This window comes from Qipengyuania profundimaris (assembly GCF_030717945.1).
In the GTDB taxonomy this organism is placed as follows: Bacteria; Pseudomonadota; Alphaproteobacteria; order Sphingomonadales; family Sphingomonadaceae; genus Qipengyuania; species Qipengyuania profundimaris.
The window spans coordinates 1,086,034-1,101,093 of sequence record NZ_JAVAIM010000001.1 but is presented as its reverse complement, the minus strand read 5'-3'; the positions used below and the strand labels follow the sequence as shown (position 1 = coordinate 1,101,093).

The following is a 15,060-nucleotide window of genomic DNA, read 5'->3' as shown; positions in this document are numbered from 1 at the left end:
CATCAGAAATACTCGCGCACCGCCTGTACGACACGGTTCACCAGAGCAAAGCCCGAATAGCGGCTGGTCGATTGGTAGTTCGAGCCGACCGAACGAATGTCTACCGGGTCTTCCGCAGCGTAAAGGCACAGGCCCGCAAGCGTCGCAAATCCGGGTGTCGCATGCGCTTCGGGCAGGCCCTGTAGCGCGGGCGGCTTGCCGATCCGCACCGGCTGGCCAAGCGCGCCCTGCATGAAGTCGGCGATGCCGTGCAATTCGGCTCCGCCACCCGTCAGGACGACCTGCCCGCCCTGCGAGCCGCCGAAGCCGAGCGCCTTGAGTGCCTTCGCAATCTCGCCGCTCATCACGCCGAGGCGATCTGTGACCGTGCCGACCAGGTCCGCGCGCGGAATGCGGTTCTGCTCGTCCGCGCCGCGTGCCAGCCGCCCGTCGGGCTTGTCGCCCGGGCCATCGACCGGGATCATCTCGCGGTGATCGGTCGGCGTGGCTATCGCCGAACCCGATACGCACTTCAGCCGCTCCGCCTGGCTCCGGCGGATGCCGAGCGAAGATGCGAGCGCATCGGTAATGTCGTTCGAGCCGACCGGAATCGAACGCAAACCGAGCAGCATGCCTGCTGCATGGACGGAGACATTGGTCACCTGTGCGCCGATCTCCACCAGCGCCACTCCGAGGTCGCGCTCTTCGGCGGAGAGGCAAGCATAGGCGGTCGCGAGCGGGCTGGCGACGACCCCCTCGACCTCGAGATGCGCGCCCTGCACCGCCTCGATCAGGTTCCGCACCGGTGCACCTTCGGCGAAGGTTACATGCACGTCAACGCCCAGCGCCTCGGCGTGCAGACCCTTGGGATTGGCGACGCCATGCGCGCCGTCGAGCATGTAATGCGCGGGCTGGGCGTGCAGCACCATGCGCCCGTCGGGATGCAGGTGATCGCGCGCCGCATGGAGGAGATGCTCGATATCGTCTTCCTCGATGCGCCGCCCACCAATGGCGATCTCGACGCTGGAGATGCGGCTCGACAACCCTGCCCCGGCGCAGCCGATCCAGACGCTGGAGATCGAGGTATTCGCATTCGCCTCGGCCTTTTCGACCGCAGTGCGGATCGAGTGGCTTGCGGCGCGCATATCGGTGACATAGCCGCGCTTGATGCCCTCGCTGGCGCGGTGGCTGGAGCCGAGCACGACCATCTCGCCGCCTTCGGCCTCGCCCATGATCATGGCCGATACCCGGAAGGATCCGACGTTCACGGCACCATAGACGCGGGTTATGCGCGGCGTCGGGGCGGCCATCACTCGGCCCGCCCGTTGCGCGCAAGCTGGGTCGGGCAGGGGCCGTCCTTACAGCGCAGATAAACACGGTCCGGCACGCGCATGTCCACCGCGATGGGCTTGCCGCCGATCAGCCGGTGCATGCCGTCGAGCTGGGCGAACTTGACCAGCGCGGGCGCGCCCGCATCGCCTTCAGGCAGGGCGAGCAACTGCCCGCTGGTGAAGGTGAGGTTCCAGCGCCGGTTACCCACCCATTCGGCTTCGGCGATATGCGGTTTCAGCGCCGGCGCGGCGTCCAGCAGGCGGCCAAGTTCCTCGACCTGCTTCTGGGCGCCGGGACCTTCGATCAGCAGCTTGCCCTTGGCCGCCTCGCGCGCGATCGGCTCGAGTTCGTGCCCGTGCCCGTCGACCAGCATCAGCCGGTCGGGCTTGCGTAGCACGGCATGCGGCTCGCGCTCGACGATATCGATCTTCAGCGTATCGGGCAGCTGGCGCGAGACCCGCGCATCGGCGACCCAGGGAAGCTCGAGCAGGTTGTCACGCACATCTTCCAACTCGACCAGGGGCATCGGCCGGTCGCGCTGGGCAAGCACGCGTTCGTAGACCAGCTGTTCGTTCATCCGCTCGACACCGGAGACGCGGACCTTGCTGACCTCGAAGCCGGAGCGCGAGGCCGACTTCGCCAGCTCGTCGCGGGCCATTTCCGGCACGCCCGCATAGCTGGCGACCGTCCACGCAATGGCGAGCCCGACGACGATGATCGAAGTCAGGAAGAACTTGTGCCACTGCTCCTCGGTGAAAGGCAGCGCGGCCATGATGCCGTCGAGAATACCGCTGGTATGCTTGCGCGCGGCCCGAGCTTTCTGGCTGCGGCTGCGCGCAGCGGCCGAGCGGCGGACGCCCTGGGGCTTGCGGCTAACCCTGGCCATTGCCCCCACCCTTACCTGCATGGCCCCTACCAGCATGGTCGCGCAAGGCCGCGGCGATTACGGTTTCTACCAGCTCGCCATATTCCATGCCGACATGCTTGGCCTGCTCGGGCACGAGGCTGAGCGGGGTCATGCCGGGCTGGGTGTTGGTTTCGAGGATGAACAGTCCATCCTCGCCCTGTTCCTCGTCCCAGCGGAAATCGGTCCGGCTGGTGCCCCGGCAGCCGAGGACCTGGTGTGCGCGCAGTGCATATTCGAGGCACAGCCTTGCAATGTTCCGGGGAATGTCGGCCGGGCAGATGTGATCGGTCATGCCGTCGGTATATTTGGCGTCGAAATCGTAGAAGCCGCTCTTGGGCTTCAGTTCGGTTACCGCGAGCGCGCGCGGCCCGTCCTCAAAATCGACCACCGCCGTCGTCATCTCGCGGCCCTTGATGTAAGGCTCGGCAAGCAATTCGGCGAATTCCTGCCACGGCCCCTTGGCATCGCGCGCGATGGGATTGCCGTAGTCGCTTTCGTGGGTGACGATCGCCACGCCGACACTGCTGCCTTCGTTGACGGGCTTAAGCACATAGGGGCGCGGCAGCGGATCGCGCTCGTGCAGGTCGGCGCTCTTGATGATCCGCCCGCCGGGCATGGGGATGCCGTGCGGCACCAGCGCCTGCTTTGTCAGCTGCTTGTCGATCGCGACGACCGACGTGGCGAGGCCCGAATGCGTATAGGGCACGCCCATCAGGTCGAGCATGCCCTGCACCGTGCCATCCTCGCCCGGAACGCCGTGGAGCGCGTTGAACACGACATCGGGCGCTACTTCTGCAATGCGCGCGGCAACCTGCCGGTCCATATCGATGCGTGTCACACGATGCCCGCGCTCTTCCAATGCTTTCGCGACGCCCTCGCCCGACATAAGGCTGACGGGCCGCTCATTCGCCCAGCCGCCCATGAGGACGGCGATATGCAAGTCTTTGGGAAGGTCGGTCATGTCAGTTCCTAAGGCCGCCCCACACGCTGGATTTCCCATTCGAGTTCGACGCCCGAATGCTCGTAGACGCGGCGTTTTACTTCCTCGCCCAGGCCTTCGATATCGGCGCTTGTCGCGTCGTCGACGTTGATCAGGAAGTTGGTGTGCTTTTCGCTCACCTGCGCGCCGCCCATCTGCAATCCGCGGCACCCCGCCGCATCGACCAGTTCCCAGGCCTTGCGACCGGGCGGATTCTTGAAAGTCGAGCCGCCGGTCTTGGTGCGCAGCGGCTGCGAGTTCTCGCGGGCTTCGGCGATCTCGTCCATCTTCGCACCGATCGCTTCCGGGTCGCCGGGCTCGCCCTGGAAGCGTGCTGCGACCACCACCGCGCCGTCCGGCAAGGCCGAGTGGCGATAGGTATATTGCAGGTCGGCCTTGGGCAGCGTCACCAGATTGCCGCCCGGCAGGATGACGTCGCATTCGATCAGCACGTCGCTGACCTCTCGCCCGTATGCACCGCCGTTCATGCGCACGAAGCCGCCGACCGTGCCGGGGATGCCGCGCATGAATTCGAGGCCGGCGATCCCGGCGTCGCGCGCCGTCGAGGCGACGAGGATGCCATGCGCCCCCGCCCCGCAGGCGACCACATGATCGTCACGCGTTTCGATTTTCGCGAAGGGTTTGCCGAGCTTGATGACCACGCCCGGCACCCCGCCATCGCGCACGATCAGATTGGAGCCGAGGCCCAGCGCCATCACCGGCAGCTTGCCGCCCAGCCGTTCGAGGAACACGCGCAGATCGTCGAGGTCTTCCGGCTCGAACAGCCAATCGGCACGGCCGCCGCTCTTGAACCACACCAGCTTGGCAAGCGGTGCATCGTGGGTGAGCCTGCCGCGCAAGTCGTCGATCGCCACGGGCGCGGAAACGCCGCCATCGACTTCGCAATCGGGCGCCATGCCGCTGTCCCAGTTCCACACGTCGTCGGGTTGGTCCATCTCCATCGCTCAGCTCGCCAGCGCGATCTGGTTCTGCAGGCCGGCCGCCCAGCGGGTGATGTCGCCCGCGCCGAGGCAGATCACGAAATCGCCTTCCTGCAATTCGGCTGCGAGCGTTTCGGCAAGGTCCTGCTCGTCCTCGATGGTCGCGGCGGCGCGGTGTCCGCGCGCCTTGAGGCCATCGACCAACGCCTGCGCGTCGACGCCGGGGATCGGGTCTTCGCCCGCCGCGTAAACCGGGGTGACATAGACGAGGTCGGCTTCGTTGAAGCAGCTCTGGAATTCATCCATCAGATCGTTGAGACGCGTATAGCGGTGCGGCTGCACGACCGCGATCACGCGGCCCCGTCCCGCACTTTCGCGGGCCGCACCGAGCACCGCCTTGATCTCGACCGGGTGGTGGCCATAATCGTCGATGATCGTCGCGACGCCGCTACCGGTCGGGACTTCGCCAACTTTGGTGAAGCGCCGCCGGACGCCGCCGAACTGGCTGAACCCGTTGCAGATCACCTCGTCCGGGCAACCCATCTCGATCGAGACGGCAATCGCGGCGAGCGCGTTTTGGACATTGTGGCGACCGGGCATCGGCAGGCGCACGCCTTCGATCCGGCGATCCTCCTGCCCGCGTCGGCGCACGATGACGTCGAAGCAATTGCCGCCCGCATCGGGCCGCACGTTCACCCCGCAAATGTCGGCCTGAAGGTTGAAGCCATAGGTTACCACATTGCGATCGCGCACCTTGGCGATCACGGCCTGCACCTCGGGATGGTCGATGCACAGCACCGCCGCGCCATAGAAGGGCACGTTGTGGATGAACTCCACGAAGGCGTCCTTCACGCCGTCGAAATCGCCGTAATGGTCGAGGTGTTCGGGATCGATGTTGGTGACCACCGCGATCGTGCCGTCGAGCCGCAGGAAGCTGCCGTCGCTCTCGTCGGCTTCGACAACCATCCAGTCGCTGTCGCCCAGCCGCGCGTTGGAGCCGTATTGCTCGATGATGCCACCATTGATCACGGTCGGGTCGATCTTGCCCGCGTCGAGCAGGGCGGCGATCATGCTGGTCGTGGTCGTCTTGCCATGCGTGCCGGCGACCGCGACGGTCGACTTGAGGCGCATGAGTTCGGCCAGCATTTCCGCGCGGCGCACCACGGGAATGCGGTTTTCCAGCGCGAAAGCGACTTCGGGATTAGTCCGCTTCACTGCGGTGGAGGTCACCACCACTGCCGCGCCTTCGACGTTCTCCGGCGCGTGGCCGATGGCCACCGTCACGCCGCGGCTGCGCAGCCGCTCGATCACCGGGCTTTCCTTGATGTCGGAGCCCTGCACGCTGTAGCCGAGATTGTTCATCACCTCGGCGATGCCGGACATTCCGATCCCGCCGATGCCGACGAAATGGATGGTTCCGATATCGGTCGGCACACCCCTCATTCGGCCGCCTCCTTCGCAGCGCCCTGGCCCGCAGGCGCACCCTGGGTTGCGCCGCGCGCATTGTTTCCGCCGACGCGGATGACATCCATCATGTCGGCCCCGCCGAAGCTTTCGACGAGGTCGGCCAGATCCTCGACTGCCTTGGGCCGACCGCAGTTCCATGCGGCATGGGCGGCCCTGTTCAAACCTTGCGGGTTCTCGGCAAGCGCCTTGATCTGCTTGGCGAGTTCCTTAGCCGTAAAGCGCTCCTGCCGGATCATCCGTGCGCCGCCGGACTTCGCCATTTCGCGCGTGTTCGATGCCTGATGGTCGTCGGTCGCGATCGGCAGCGGGACGAGGATGGCCGGGCGGCCCACGGCGGTGAGTTCGGCAATGGTCGAGGCCCCTGCGCGGCCGATGAACAGATGTGCATCGGCAAGGCGCGTGGCCATGTCCTCGAAATAGGTCGCTAGTTCTGCCGGAATCTCGTGATTGCGATAGCGCTCGCGGACGGCCTCCAGATCCTCGGCGCGGCACTGCTGCGTTACCTGCAAGCGCTGGCGCAGCGCGGGCGGCAGCATGGCGAGCCCGTCGGGCACGACTTCGGACAGCACGCGGGCGCCCTGGCTGCCGCCGGTCACGAGTACGCGCAGCAGTCCGTCTTCGGTGAACTCGGGGAATGGCTCCTCACGCAACGATAGCACACCCGCCCGCACAGGATTGCCGACGAGGTGGACCTTGTCCGACTGCTTGTCCGCCAGCCGCTCGACGTCGGGATAGGCTGTCGCAATCGCCTGCACGCGGCCTGCCAGCAGGCGATTGACGCGGCCCAGCACGGCGTTCTGTTCGTGCAGGATCGTCGGGATATCGGCAGAGGTCGAGGCGAGCACTGCCGGGGCGGAGGGATAGCCGCCGAAGCCGATCACCGCGCTCGGCTCGAAACTTTCGTAGAGCCGCAGCGCCATGCGCCGACCTTCCAGCACGGCGCGTATGCCCTTGATCCACTGCAGCGGGTTCTTGCCGAAGCGGCCTGCGGGAATGACATGCGCGGGCATGAAGTCGGGCTTGCCGGGGATCTCCGCCCCGCGCTCGTCCGTGATCAGCGCGACGTGATGCCCGCGCCGGTCGAGCTCGGTCGCCAGCGCGAAGGCTGGCAGCAAGTGCCCGCCGGTGCCGCCGGCGGCGAGGACATAGTGGCGGCTGGAGCGAGTCATGGCTGGATCTCGCGCACGGGGCGAGCGGAAGGGGAATTCATCGCGTCCGCCTGCCCTATTCCCATCCACTCGCCAAGCCCCTTGGTCCGGCTTTTCAGGAAGGGATTTCGCCGGGTCACTGCCAGCAACAGCCCCACGCCGATACCGATGGCGATGGTCGAGGAGCCGCCGTAACTCACCAGCGGCAGGGTCATGCCCTTGGACGGGAACAGCTGGAGGTTCACCAGCATGTTGATGAATGCCTGCCCGCCGAGCAGCGAGACCAGGCCCGCCCCGGCCAGCAGCGCGAAAAGATCCTCTTCGTCAACCAGCCGCATCAGCACGCGGCCGACGATGGCGAGGTAGAGGATCACGATGACCGCGCAGGCGAGCAGGCCGAACTCCTCACCGATCACGCTGAAGATATAGTCGGTATGCGCTTCGGGCAGGCTCATCTTGCGAATGCCGAGGCCGTAGCCCGCACCGGTCCAGCCGCCTGCCAGCAGCGTGCGGCTGGCGAGGTCCACCTGGTCGTAGGCCGTGCCGCCGCCGAGGAAGCTGTCGATGCGGTGGCGGGCGTTGTCATAGAGGAAATAGGCTGCGGTGATGCCGGCGATCCCGCCGCCGATGACGAAACCGATACGCTTGGCGTCCACACCGGACAGCACGACCATCACGAACCACACGCCGGCAAACAGGATGGTGCCGCCGAAGTCGGGCTGCGCCATCATCAGCGCAGCGATCAGGCCTAGGGTTCCGGTCGCGATGCCGAGGACGGGCAGGTTCGGGTCGCGCAGGCGCCAGGCGAAGATCCATGCCATGGCGATGGCGAAGCCGGGTTTCAGGAATTCGGACGGCTGGAACTGCATGCCGATCCTGATCCAGCGCCTTGCGCCATTGATCTCGACGCCGATCAGCGGGGTGAGGAAGAGGAAGAACAGCATCGTCGCCGCAAGGACGATGCCGAGCCGCCGCGCATTGTCGCGGGTCAGCATCGACACGCCGAGCATCGTACCGAGGCCGACCACCTGCCAGGCGATATGGCGGTAGAAGAAATACAGCGGGTCGAGCGTCTCGCTGCTGGTCGACAGGCGATTGGCGGTGGCCGGGCTGGCGGCGGCGACGGCGATGGTGCCGAAGCTCATCAGCAGCAGGATCAGGAACAGCAGCACGCGGTCGATCTCGCGCCACCAGATCTTCAGCTCCGACCAGCGCGAGAGACGCCCCTTGGGCATATGCGCAGGCTGGCGCTTGCCGGGGACATAGGGCTGCATGGTGGTGCTCATTTCAGCGCCTCCACCAGCTCGCGGAAATGGTCGCCGCGCGCTTCGAAATCGCGATACTGGTCGAAACTGGCGCATGCGGGAGAGAGGAGGACGGTGTCGCCGCTGACGGCGCGACTTGCGGCGCGAGTCACGGCGTGATCGAGCGTTTCGCACGGCGTGACCGGCACGCGGCCTTCGAGCAGCGTCGCGAAGTCCGGTCCGGCCTGACCGATCGTATAGGCGGCTTTCACATGGGCCAGTTCGGCCTCGCATTCGCCCAGTCCCGGCTCCTTGGCGAGCCCGCCGAGGATCCAGTGGATGTTGTCGAAGGCAGCCAACGCAGGTGCCGAGGCGGCGGTGTTGGTGCCCTTGCTGTCGTTGACGTAGGCAACGCCGGAGATTTCGGCGACCCGCTCCATGCGGTGCGGGAGGCCGGGGTAGGTGCGGAGGCCTTGAAGGACCTGATCGCTCGACAAGCCGAGGTCCTCACAAACTGCCTTCGCCGCAGATGCGTTTTGGCGGTTGTGTGGTCCTCGCAGCACAAGCCACGTTTCTTGGTCGCCCACTTCGACGTCATCGATGAACTGGATGAGTGGGTCCTCGGCGTCTTCGAGCACGTCCTCGTCTGCCTCAGCGCGATAATCGACGACAGCGATCCGATGAGGAGACTGCATCGAAAAAAGCCGCGCCTTGCTCGCCGCATACTTCCCGAAATCCCCATCATACCGATCCAGATGATCCGGCGTCACATTCAGCAGCACCGCCACATCGCAGTCGAGCGAATAGGTCAGGTCGATCTGGTAGCTCGACAGCTCCAGCACATAGACCCCGCCCTCCGGCAAAGGCTCCTGTTCGAGGATCGGCAGGCCGATATTGCCGCCCATGGTGGTCGGCACGCCAGCCTCTTTCAGGATGTGGTGGACCAGCGCGGTGGTCGTCGATTTGCCATTGGTGCCGGTGATGCCGACGACCTTGTGCGGCGGCAGTTCCGCCCTCGCCTGCGCGAAGAGTTCGATATCGCCGATCACCAGCACGCCGAAGCTGTCGGCATGCGGCTTGATCTGGTGGGTGTTGAGCGGAACGCCGGGGCTGACGACCACGCCTGCGAAGCCAGTCAGATCCGCCTCGACCGGATCGGCCAGTTCGACGCGGCCCTCGAACTCGCTGCGCGCTTCCTCGCTTCTGTCCCACGCCATGACCTCCGCGCCGCTCGCCAGCAGCGCCTCGACCGTCGCCCGGCCGGACCGCGCGAGGCCGAGCACCGCGTAGCGTTTGTCCTTCCAGGCGGTCGACGTGATCATCGCAGCTTCAGCGTCGCCAGGCCCATCAGCGCGAGGATGATCGAGACGATCCAGAAGCGGATCACCACCTTGCTTTCCGACCAGCCGAGCTGTTCGAAATGGTGGTGGATGGGCGCCATGCGGAACACGCGCTTGCCGGTCCGCTTGAACCAGAAGACCTGGATGATGACCGAAAGCGCCTCGAACACGAACAGTCCGCCGACGATCGCCAGCACGACCTCGTGATGCGTTGCCACGGCTATCGCGCCGAGCGCGCCGCCCAGCGCCAGCGACCCGGTATCGCCCATGAACACCGCAGCCGGCGGCGCGTTGAACCACAGGAAGGCGAGCCCCGCCCCCATGATCGCTGCGCAGAAGATAGCCAGTTCGCCCGCGCCTTCGACATGCGGGATGCCGAGATATTCGGAATAGTCCACGCGCCCGACGAGATAGGCGATCAGCGCGAAGGTGCCCGCCGCGATGATGACGGGCATGGTCGCAAGCCCGTCCAGCCCGTCGGTCAGGTTCACGGCGTTGCCCGCGCCCACGATCACAACGGCAGCAAACAGGTAATAGAACGGCCCCAGCTCGACCCCGAAATCGTTCACGAAGGGGACGTAGACGAAAGTGTTGATCTGGCTGACGACGATGTAGCTCGCCGCGCCTGCGACGAGAAATTCCGCCAGCAGGCGCGTTCGGGCGGAGACGCCCTTATGGCTCGATTTCGAAACCTTGTCGTAATCGTCGAGGAAGCCGATCAGGCCGAAGCCCAGCGTCACGGCGAGGCAGGCCCAGATGAACGGATTCTTGAGGTCCATCCAGATCAGCACTGCCAGCGACAGGCTGATCAGGATCATCAGACCGCCCATGGTCGGGGTGCCGACCTTGGCGAGGTGGGTCTGCGGACCGTCGGTGCGGATCGGCTGGCCCTTGCCCTGGCGCACGCGCAGCATGGCGATGAAGCGCGGGCCGATCAGCAGGCCGATCACCAGCGCCGTCATCAGCGTCGCCCCGGCGCGGAACGTCTGATAGCGCACGAGGTTGGCGACGCCTTCGAAGTTCAGCCATTCGGCAAGAAGGTAAAGCAAATGCGCCTCTTGTCGCGCCTATCCGGCGCGGGTGAAGTGATCCACGAGCCGACCGAGGCCGACCGAATTGGAGCCTTTGACCAGCACGGCATCGCCAGCGACGACGCCGAAATTCTCGAGCAGTTCGATGGCCTCTTCGGCAGTTCGGCAATGCGCCCACGTAATGGGCTTGCCAAGCACGTCGCTCTGCGGTTTCCCCAGTTCGCGCGCAAGCGCGCCCATCTCGTCGCCGACCAGCACCGCATAGTCGATGTCGGCAGCGAGCAGCGGCTCGGCGAGGCCGGCGTGGAACTTCGGGCCGAAATCGCCCAGCTCCTTCATCGAGCCGAGCACGGCGATGCGGCGACCCGAGGGCGTCTGGCCGAGCTGCGCCAACGTGGCACGCATGCTGGCGGGATTGGCGTTATAGCTTTCGTCGATCAGCAGCGCCTTGCCGCCCGGCGCGGGAATGCCGTGGCGCGCACCGCGGCCCTTCAGCCCGCCCATCTCGGCCAGCGCGAGGCCCGCCGCGGCAAGATCGCCGCCTGCCGCGCGCACCGCCGCCATGACAGCGAGCGAATTGGCGACCCAGTGTTCGCCCGGCTCGGCCACCGTGTAGCACAGTCGGCCTTCGGGAAATTCGCAAGTCACCAGGCTGCCGCCATTGGCGCTGGGGATCGCGTCGAGCAGCCGCATGTCGGCATGGCGCGCCGTGCCGAAGCTCATCACCCTGGCGCCGACTTTCTCGGCAGCGGACTTCAGCTGTTCGTAATAGGGCGTGTCGGTCGGGATGACGGCAGTGCCGCCGGGCTCCAGCCCCGCGAAGATCTCCGCCTTCGCGGCGGCAATGGCCTCCATCGAACCGAGATTCTCGATATGCGCCGGTGCGATGGTGGTGATGACTGCGACATGCGGGCGGACCTGCGTCGTCAGCCCCTCGATCTCACGGGCGTTGTTCATGCCCATTTCGAAGATGCCGAAGCGGCTGCGCGCGGGCATGCGGGCGAGGCTGAGCGGCACGCCGACATGGTTGTTGTAGCTGCGGATGGAACGATGTGCCGCGCCGCGGCTGGCGCGCTCGAGCGCGGCGAAAATCGCTTCTTTGACGCCGGTCTTGCCGACCGAACCGGTGACGCCGATGATCCTGGCTTCGGTGCGGGCGCGCGCTGCGCGGGCGAGCGCCTTCAGCGCTTCGGTCGTGTCTTCGACGAGGATGTGCGGCCAGTCGACCGGGCGGTCGACGATGGCCCCGGCAGCGCCATTGGCGAAGGCTTTCTCGAGGAAGCGATGCCCGTCCATCGCTTCGCCCTTGAGCGCAACGAAGAGATCGCCGTTCACCACATCGCGGCTGTCCATCTCGACGCCTGCGACCTGGAAATCATGGCTCGCCGTACCGCCAACCGCTTCGGCAATGCTCTTTGCGTCCCACAGCGTCAGCGGCAGGCGATCGCGCGGATCGGCAGGCCATTCGACATAGGCCGGATGGCGCAGGATGGCGGCGCTCATGCGCGCTCTCCCGCGATTTCGGCAGCGCATTCGCGCGCGACTTCCACGTCGTCGAAGGGCAGCACCCGCATGTTTTCTCCCGACCCGATAATCTGACCCGTTTCATGTCCCTTGCCGGCGACGAGGACGATATCCTCGGCGCCCGCTTCGGCGATGGCTGCTTTGATGGCTTCGCGACGACCACCTATTTCGCGTGCTCGCGGCGCTCCCTCAAGCACCGCCGCACGGATATCCGCAGCAGTTTCACCGCGGGGGTTGTCATCCGTTACGATCACGACATCGCTGGCCTTGGCCGCGGCCTCGCCCATCGGCGCGCGCTTGCCGTGGTCGCGGTCTCCGCCCGCGCCGAACACGGTGATCAGCCTGCCCGTGACGTGCGGCCGCAGCGCCGCGATGGCGGCTTCGAGCGCGTCGGGCGTATGGGCATAATCGATATAGACCGGCGCGCCGCTCGGCGAGATCACGGCGCGTTCGAGCCGCCCGCGCACCGGCTGCAGGCGCGATACCGCATCCCAGACGCCCGAGGCACTCGTGCCCGTAGCAAGAGCAAGGCCCGCAGCGCACAGTGCGTTGGAGACCTGGTAGGCACCGATCAGCGGCAGTGTGATCTTACGCTCCTGCCCGTCATGTTCGACCGTCAGTACTTGGCCGAGCTGGGTCGGCGCGCGCGAGGTCAGGCGGATGTCGCTTCCCTGCTCGCCGACGGTCATGACGGTCAGGCCGCGCTTCCCGGCGTGGTCGACGACCCGCGCGTTCCAGCCGCTTTCGCCGGACCCCATCCAGACGACCGCAGTCGCACCGTCGGAAACGACCTCGTCGAACAGCCGCATCTTGGCGGCGAAATAGTCTTCCATGTCGGCGTGGTAATCGAGGTGGTCGCGGCTGAAATTGGTGAAGGCGGCGGCTTCGACCGGGATGCCTTCGTTGCGGAATTGCGAGAGACCGTGGCTGGACGCTTCGTAGGCGACATGCGTCACGCCTTCGCGCGCCAGGCCGCTGAGGTTGGAGAGGAAGGTCACGATATCGGGTGTCGTCAGCCCGGTGGAGACGCTCTCGTCCGGCGTGGTGACACCTAGCGTACCGATGCTGGCCGCCCGTTCGCCGGTCATGCGCCAGATCTGGCGCGTCATCTCGACGGTCGAGGTCTTGCCGTTGGTGCCGGTCACCGCGACGATGTGCTCCGGCACCGGCGTGAAATAGCGCGAGGCGAGGCGGGCAAAGGCGCGGCGCGGTTCGGGCTCGGCGATGTGTACCGCGCCCTCGACTGTGGCCTCGGGCCGCGCGACCACGGCGATGGCACCGGCCTCGATGGCGGCGGGAATGAAGTCCTCGCCATTGACCTGCGTGCCCTGGAACGCACCGAACACCGTGCCGGGCGCTACCTTGCGATTGTCGATCGCGAAGCCGGTGACTTCGGCATCGCTGCCGCCGCAATCGAGGCCCGCCGCCGCACAGAGTCTCGCCAGCTTCATGACGTCTTCCCCGGAATGAGAGGGCGAATATCGGAAATGTCGACATCGCGGGTCTCGTCGGGCCGCACGCCGATCAGCGGGCCGATGCGCGGCACCAGACGGCCGACGATCGGCGCGGCGGTCCAGCCGGCCGTGCGCTGATAGCTCGAAGCCACAGTGCCGCGCGGCTCGTCGAGCATGGCGATGACGACGTAACGCGGGCGATCCATCGGGAAGGCGGCTGCGAAGGTGGAGACCAGCGCCGTACGGCGATAGCCTGCGCTGCCGCCCGGCTTTTCCGCCGAACCGGTCTTGCCACCCACGCGATAGCCATGAGCATCGGCGTTCTTGCCCGTTCCGAACACTGTGATTGCACGCAGCAGCTGACGCATGCGGCTGGAGGTAGAAGCCTTGAATACCCGGCGCCCCTTCGGCGCTGCCCCCGGTTCGACCTTGTGAAGAGTCGCAGGGCGCCAGATGCCGCCGTTGACCATCGCCGCATAAGCGCTGGCGAGATGCAGCGGTGTCACCGCGATACCGTGGCCGTAACTCACGGTCATGTTCCGCAGGCGCGGCCAGTTGTCGCCCGGCCAGATCGGGAAGCCCTTGGCCGGAAGTTCGATATAGGGTCGCTCGTTCAGCCCCATGTCGATCATGTAGCGGCGCATCCGTTCGGGGCCGAGATCGTCGGCGATCCGCGCGGTGACGGTGTTCGACGAATAGACCAGCGTCTCGACCACGTTGAGCGTGTTGCCCTTCGAATGCAGGTCCTTGATCGCGAAACGGCCGACCTTGACCGGCGTCGCGTCGTAGCGCCGGGAAAAGTCCCGCACCACGCCGGCATCGATGGCGGCGGCGACCGAGAGCGGCTTGAAGGTCGAGCCGAGTTCGTAGACCTGGTTGGTCACGCGGTTGAACATCAGGCTTTGCCCGCGCTCGTCGATCTTGTTCGGATCGAACTCCGGAAGAGAGGCGAGCGCCAGCACTTCGCCGGTGTCGACATCCAGCACGATCCCCGCACCGCCCTGCGCATCGACCAGCTTCATGCCGCGCCGCAATTCGTCTTCCAGCGCGCCCTGCACCCGCACATCGATCGACAGGGCGGCAGGCGTCCCGCGGGTCACCGGATCGTTCAGCTGCTTGTCGAGCACCTGTTCCATGCCGACGCGGCCCTTGCCGTCGGCAGCGACGTAACCCAGCACATGCGCCGCCATCGACCCTTGCGGATAGTGGCGGTCGTTCTCCATCGGCATTTCGAGCGCGAGCTCGCCGATCTCCTGCACGCGGTTGGCGTCTTCCGGCAGCACGCGGCGGCGCAGGTAGCCCTGCTGGCCGCTGGCTAGCTGCCTGGCGACACGGCTCTCGTCCATATCGGGAAAGATCGCTTTGAGTTTGGCAGCGACCTCTGCCGGATCGCGAACCAGCGGGTCGCCATCCTCGCCCAATGCCTTGGGATTGAACCACAGCGCATAGGCCGGGAAAGCACGCGCCATCGGAATGCCGTTGCGATCGACTATCTCGCCGCGCGGGGGCAGCAGCGCCTCCTCCAGCGAGGTCGCGCGCGAAGCGCTGTCGGACATGCCGAGATAGCCGAGCCGCAGCAGCGCCATCAGCGCAATGAAGGCGAAGCCGAGCGCGATCCACAGGACCCGCCAGCGGGCGACCGTCAACGATCGCTGGCGCAGCGTAACGAGTTGCACGCGGCCGGAAGCGACGGCCATGCTGACCGCCCCGTGAC

12 protein-coding genes are annotated in these 15,060 nt (G+C 66.3%); all 12 read right to left on the bottom strand.

Going from position 1 to position 15,060, the window contains the following annotated elements; all coding sequences use genetic code 11:
- Positions 1 to 2: 2 nt before the first annotated feature.
- From ftsA to Q9K02_RS05335, 12 genes are read right to left on the bottom strand one after another with little or no spacing between them, the layout of a single operon-like run.
- Positions 3 to 1,289: a cell division protein FtsA gene (gene ftsA / locus Q9K02_RS05390; RefSeq protein ID WP_305931963.1), complete on the bottom strand. Its 1,287-nt coding sequence runs from the start codon at positions 1,287 to 1,289 to the stop codon at positions 3 to 5.
- Positions 1,289 to 2,197, bottom strand: a complete 909-nt coding sequence (locus Q9K02_RS05385; RefSeq protein ID WP_305931962.1) for a cell division protein FtsQ/DivIB — start codon at positions 2,195 to 2,197, stop codon at positions 1,289 to 1,291. Before Q9K02_RS05385 ends, ftsA begins: the two co-directional genes overlap by 1 nt.
- Positions 2,184 to 3,179, bottom strand: a complete 996-nt coding sequence (locus Q9K02_RS05380; protein WP_305931961.1) for a D-alanine--D-alanine ligase — start codon at positions 3,177 to 3,179, stop codon at positions 2,184 to 2,186. The genes Q9K02_RS05385 and Q9K02_RS05380 overlap by 14 nt, the downstream gene beginning before the upstream one ends.
- An 8-nt stretch (positions 3,180 to 3,187) precedes the next feature.
- Entirely contained in the window at positions 3,188 to 4,114 is a 927-nt protein-coding gene (murB, locus tag Q9K02_RS05375; protein WP_305933456.1) for a UDP-N-acetylmuramate dehydrogenase, read from the bottom strand.
- Between the two features lie 48 nt (positions 4,115 to 4,162).
- Positions 4,163 to 5,581 (bottom strand): UDP-N-acetylmuramate--L-alanine ligase, encoded by a 1,419-nt coding sequence (murC, locus tag Q9K02_RS05370; protein ID WP_305931960.1) that lies wholly within the window; start codon positions 5,579 to 5,581, stop codon positions 4,163 to 4,165.
- A complete protein-coding gene (gene murG / locus Q9K02_RS05365) occupies positions 5,578 to 6,774 on the bottom strand; it encodes an undecaprenyldiphospho-muramoylpentapeptide beta-N-acetylglucosaminyltransferase (RefSeq protein WP_305931959.1) in 1,197 nt (398 codons plus the stop codon). The genes murC and murG overlap by 4 nt, the downstream gene beginning before the upstream one ends.
- A complete protein-coding gene (locus tag Q9K02_RS05360) occupies positions 6,771 to 8,039 on the bottom strand; it encodes an FtsW/RodA/SpoVE family cell cycle protein (RefSeq protein ID WP_422785411.1) in 1,269 nt (422 codons plus the stop codon). Before Q9K02_RS05360 ends, murG begins: the two co-directional genes overlap by 4 nt.
- On the bottom strand, positions 8,036 to 9,319 hold the full coding sequence (gene murD / locus Q9K02_RS05355; RefSeq protein ID WP_305931958.1) for a UDP-N-acetylmuramoyl-L-alanine--D-glutamate ligase: 1,284 nt from the start codon (positions 9,317 to 9,319) through the stop codon (positions 8,036 to 8,038). The genes Q9K02_RS05360 and murD overlap by 4 nt, the downstream gene beginning before the upstream one ends.
- The gene (mraY, locus tag Q9K02_RS05350) at positions 9,316 to 10,386 is read right to left on the bottom strand and encodes a phospho-N-acetylmuramoyl-pentapeptide-transferase (RefSeq protein WP_305931957.1); all 1,071 of its coding nucleotides are present in this window, start codon (positions 10,384 to 10,386) and stop codon (positions 9,316 to 9,318) included. The genes murD and mraY overlap by 4 nt, the downstream gene beginning before the upstream one ends.
- Positions 10,387 to 10,404: 18 nt before the next feature.
- Entirely contained in the window at positions 10,405 to 11,871 is a 1,467-nt protein-coding gene (locus tag Q9K02_RS05345; RefSeq protein ID WP_305931956.1) for a UDP-N-acetylmuramoyl-tripeptide--D-alanyl-D-alanine ligase, read from the bottom strand.
- A complete protein-coding gene (locus Q9K02_RS05340) occupies positions 11,868 to 13,343 on the bottom strand; it encodes a UDP-N-acetylmuramoyl-L-alanyl-D-glutamate--2,6-diaminopimelate ligase (RefSeq protein ID WP_305931955.1) in 1,476 nt (491 codons plus the stop codon). The genes Q9K02_RS05345 and Q9K02_RS05340 overlap by 4 nt, the downstream gene beginning before the upstream one ends.
- Positions 13,340 to 15,043, bottom strand: coding sequence for a peptidoglycan D,D-transpeptidase FtsI family protein (locus Q9K02_RS05335; protein ID WP_305933454.1), 1,704 nt, complete (start codon positions 15,041 to 15,043; stop codon positions 13,340 to 13,342). Before Q9K02_RS05335 ends, Q9K02_RS05340 begins: the two co-directional genes overlap by 4 nt.
- Between the last annotated feature and the right edge of the window lie 17 nt (positions 15,044 to 15,060).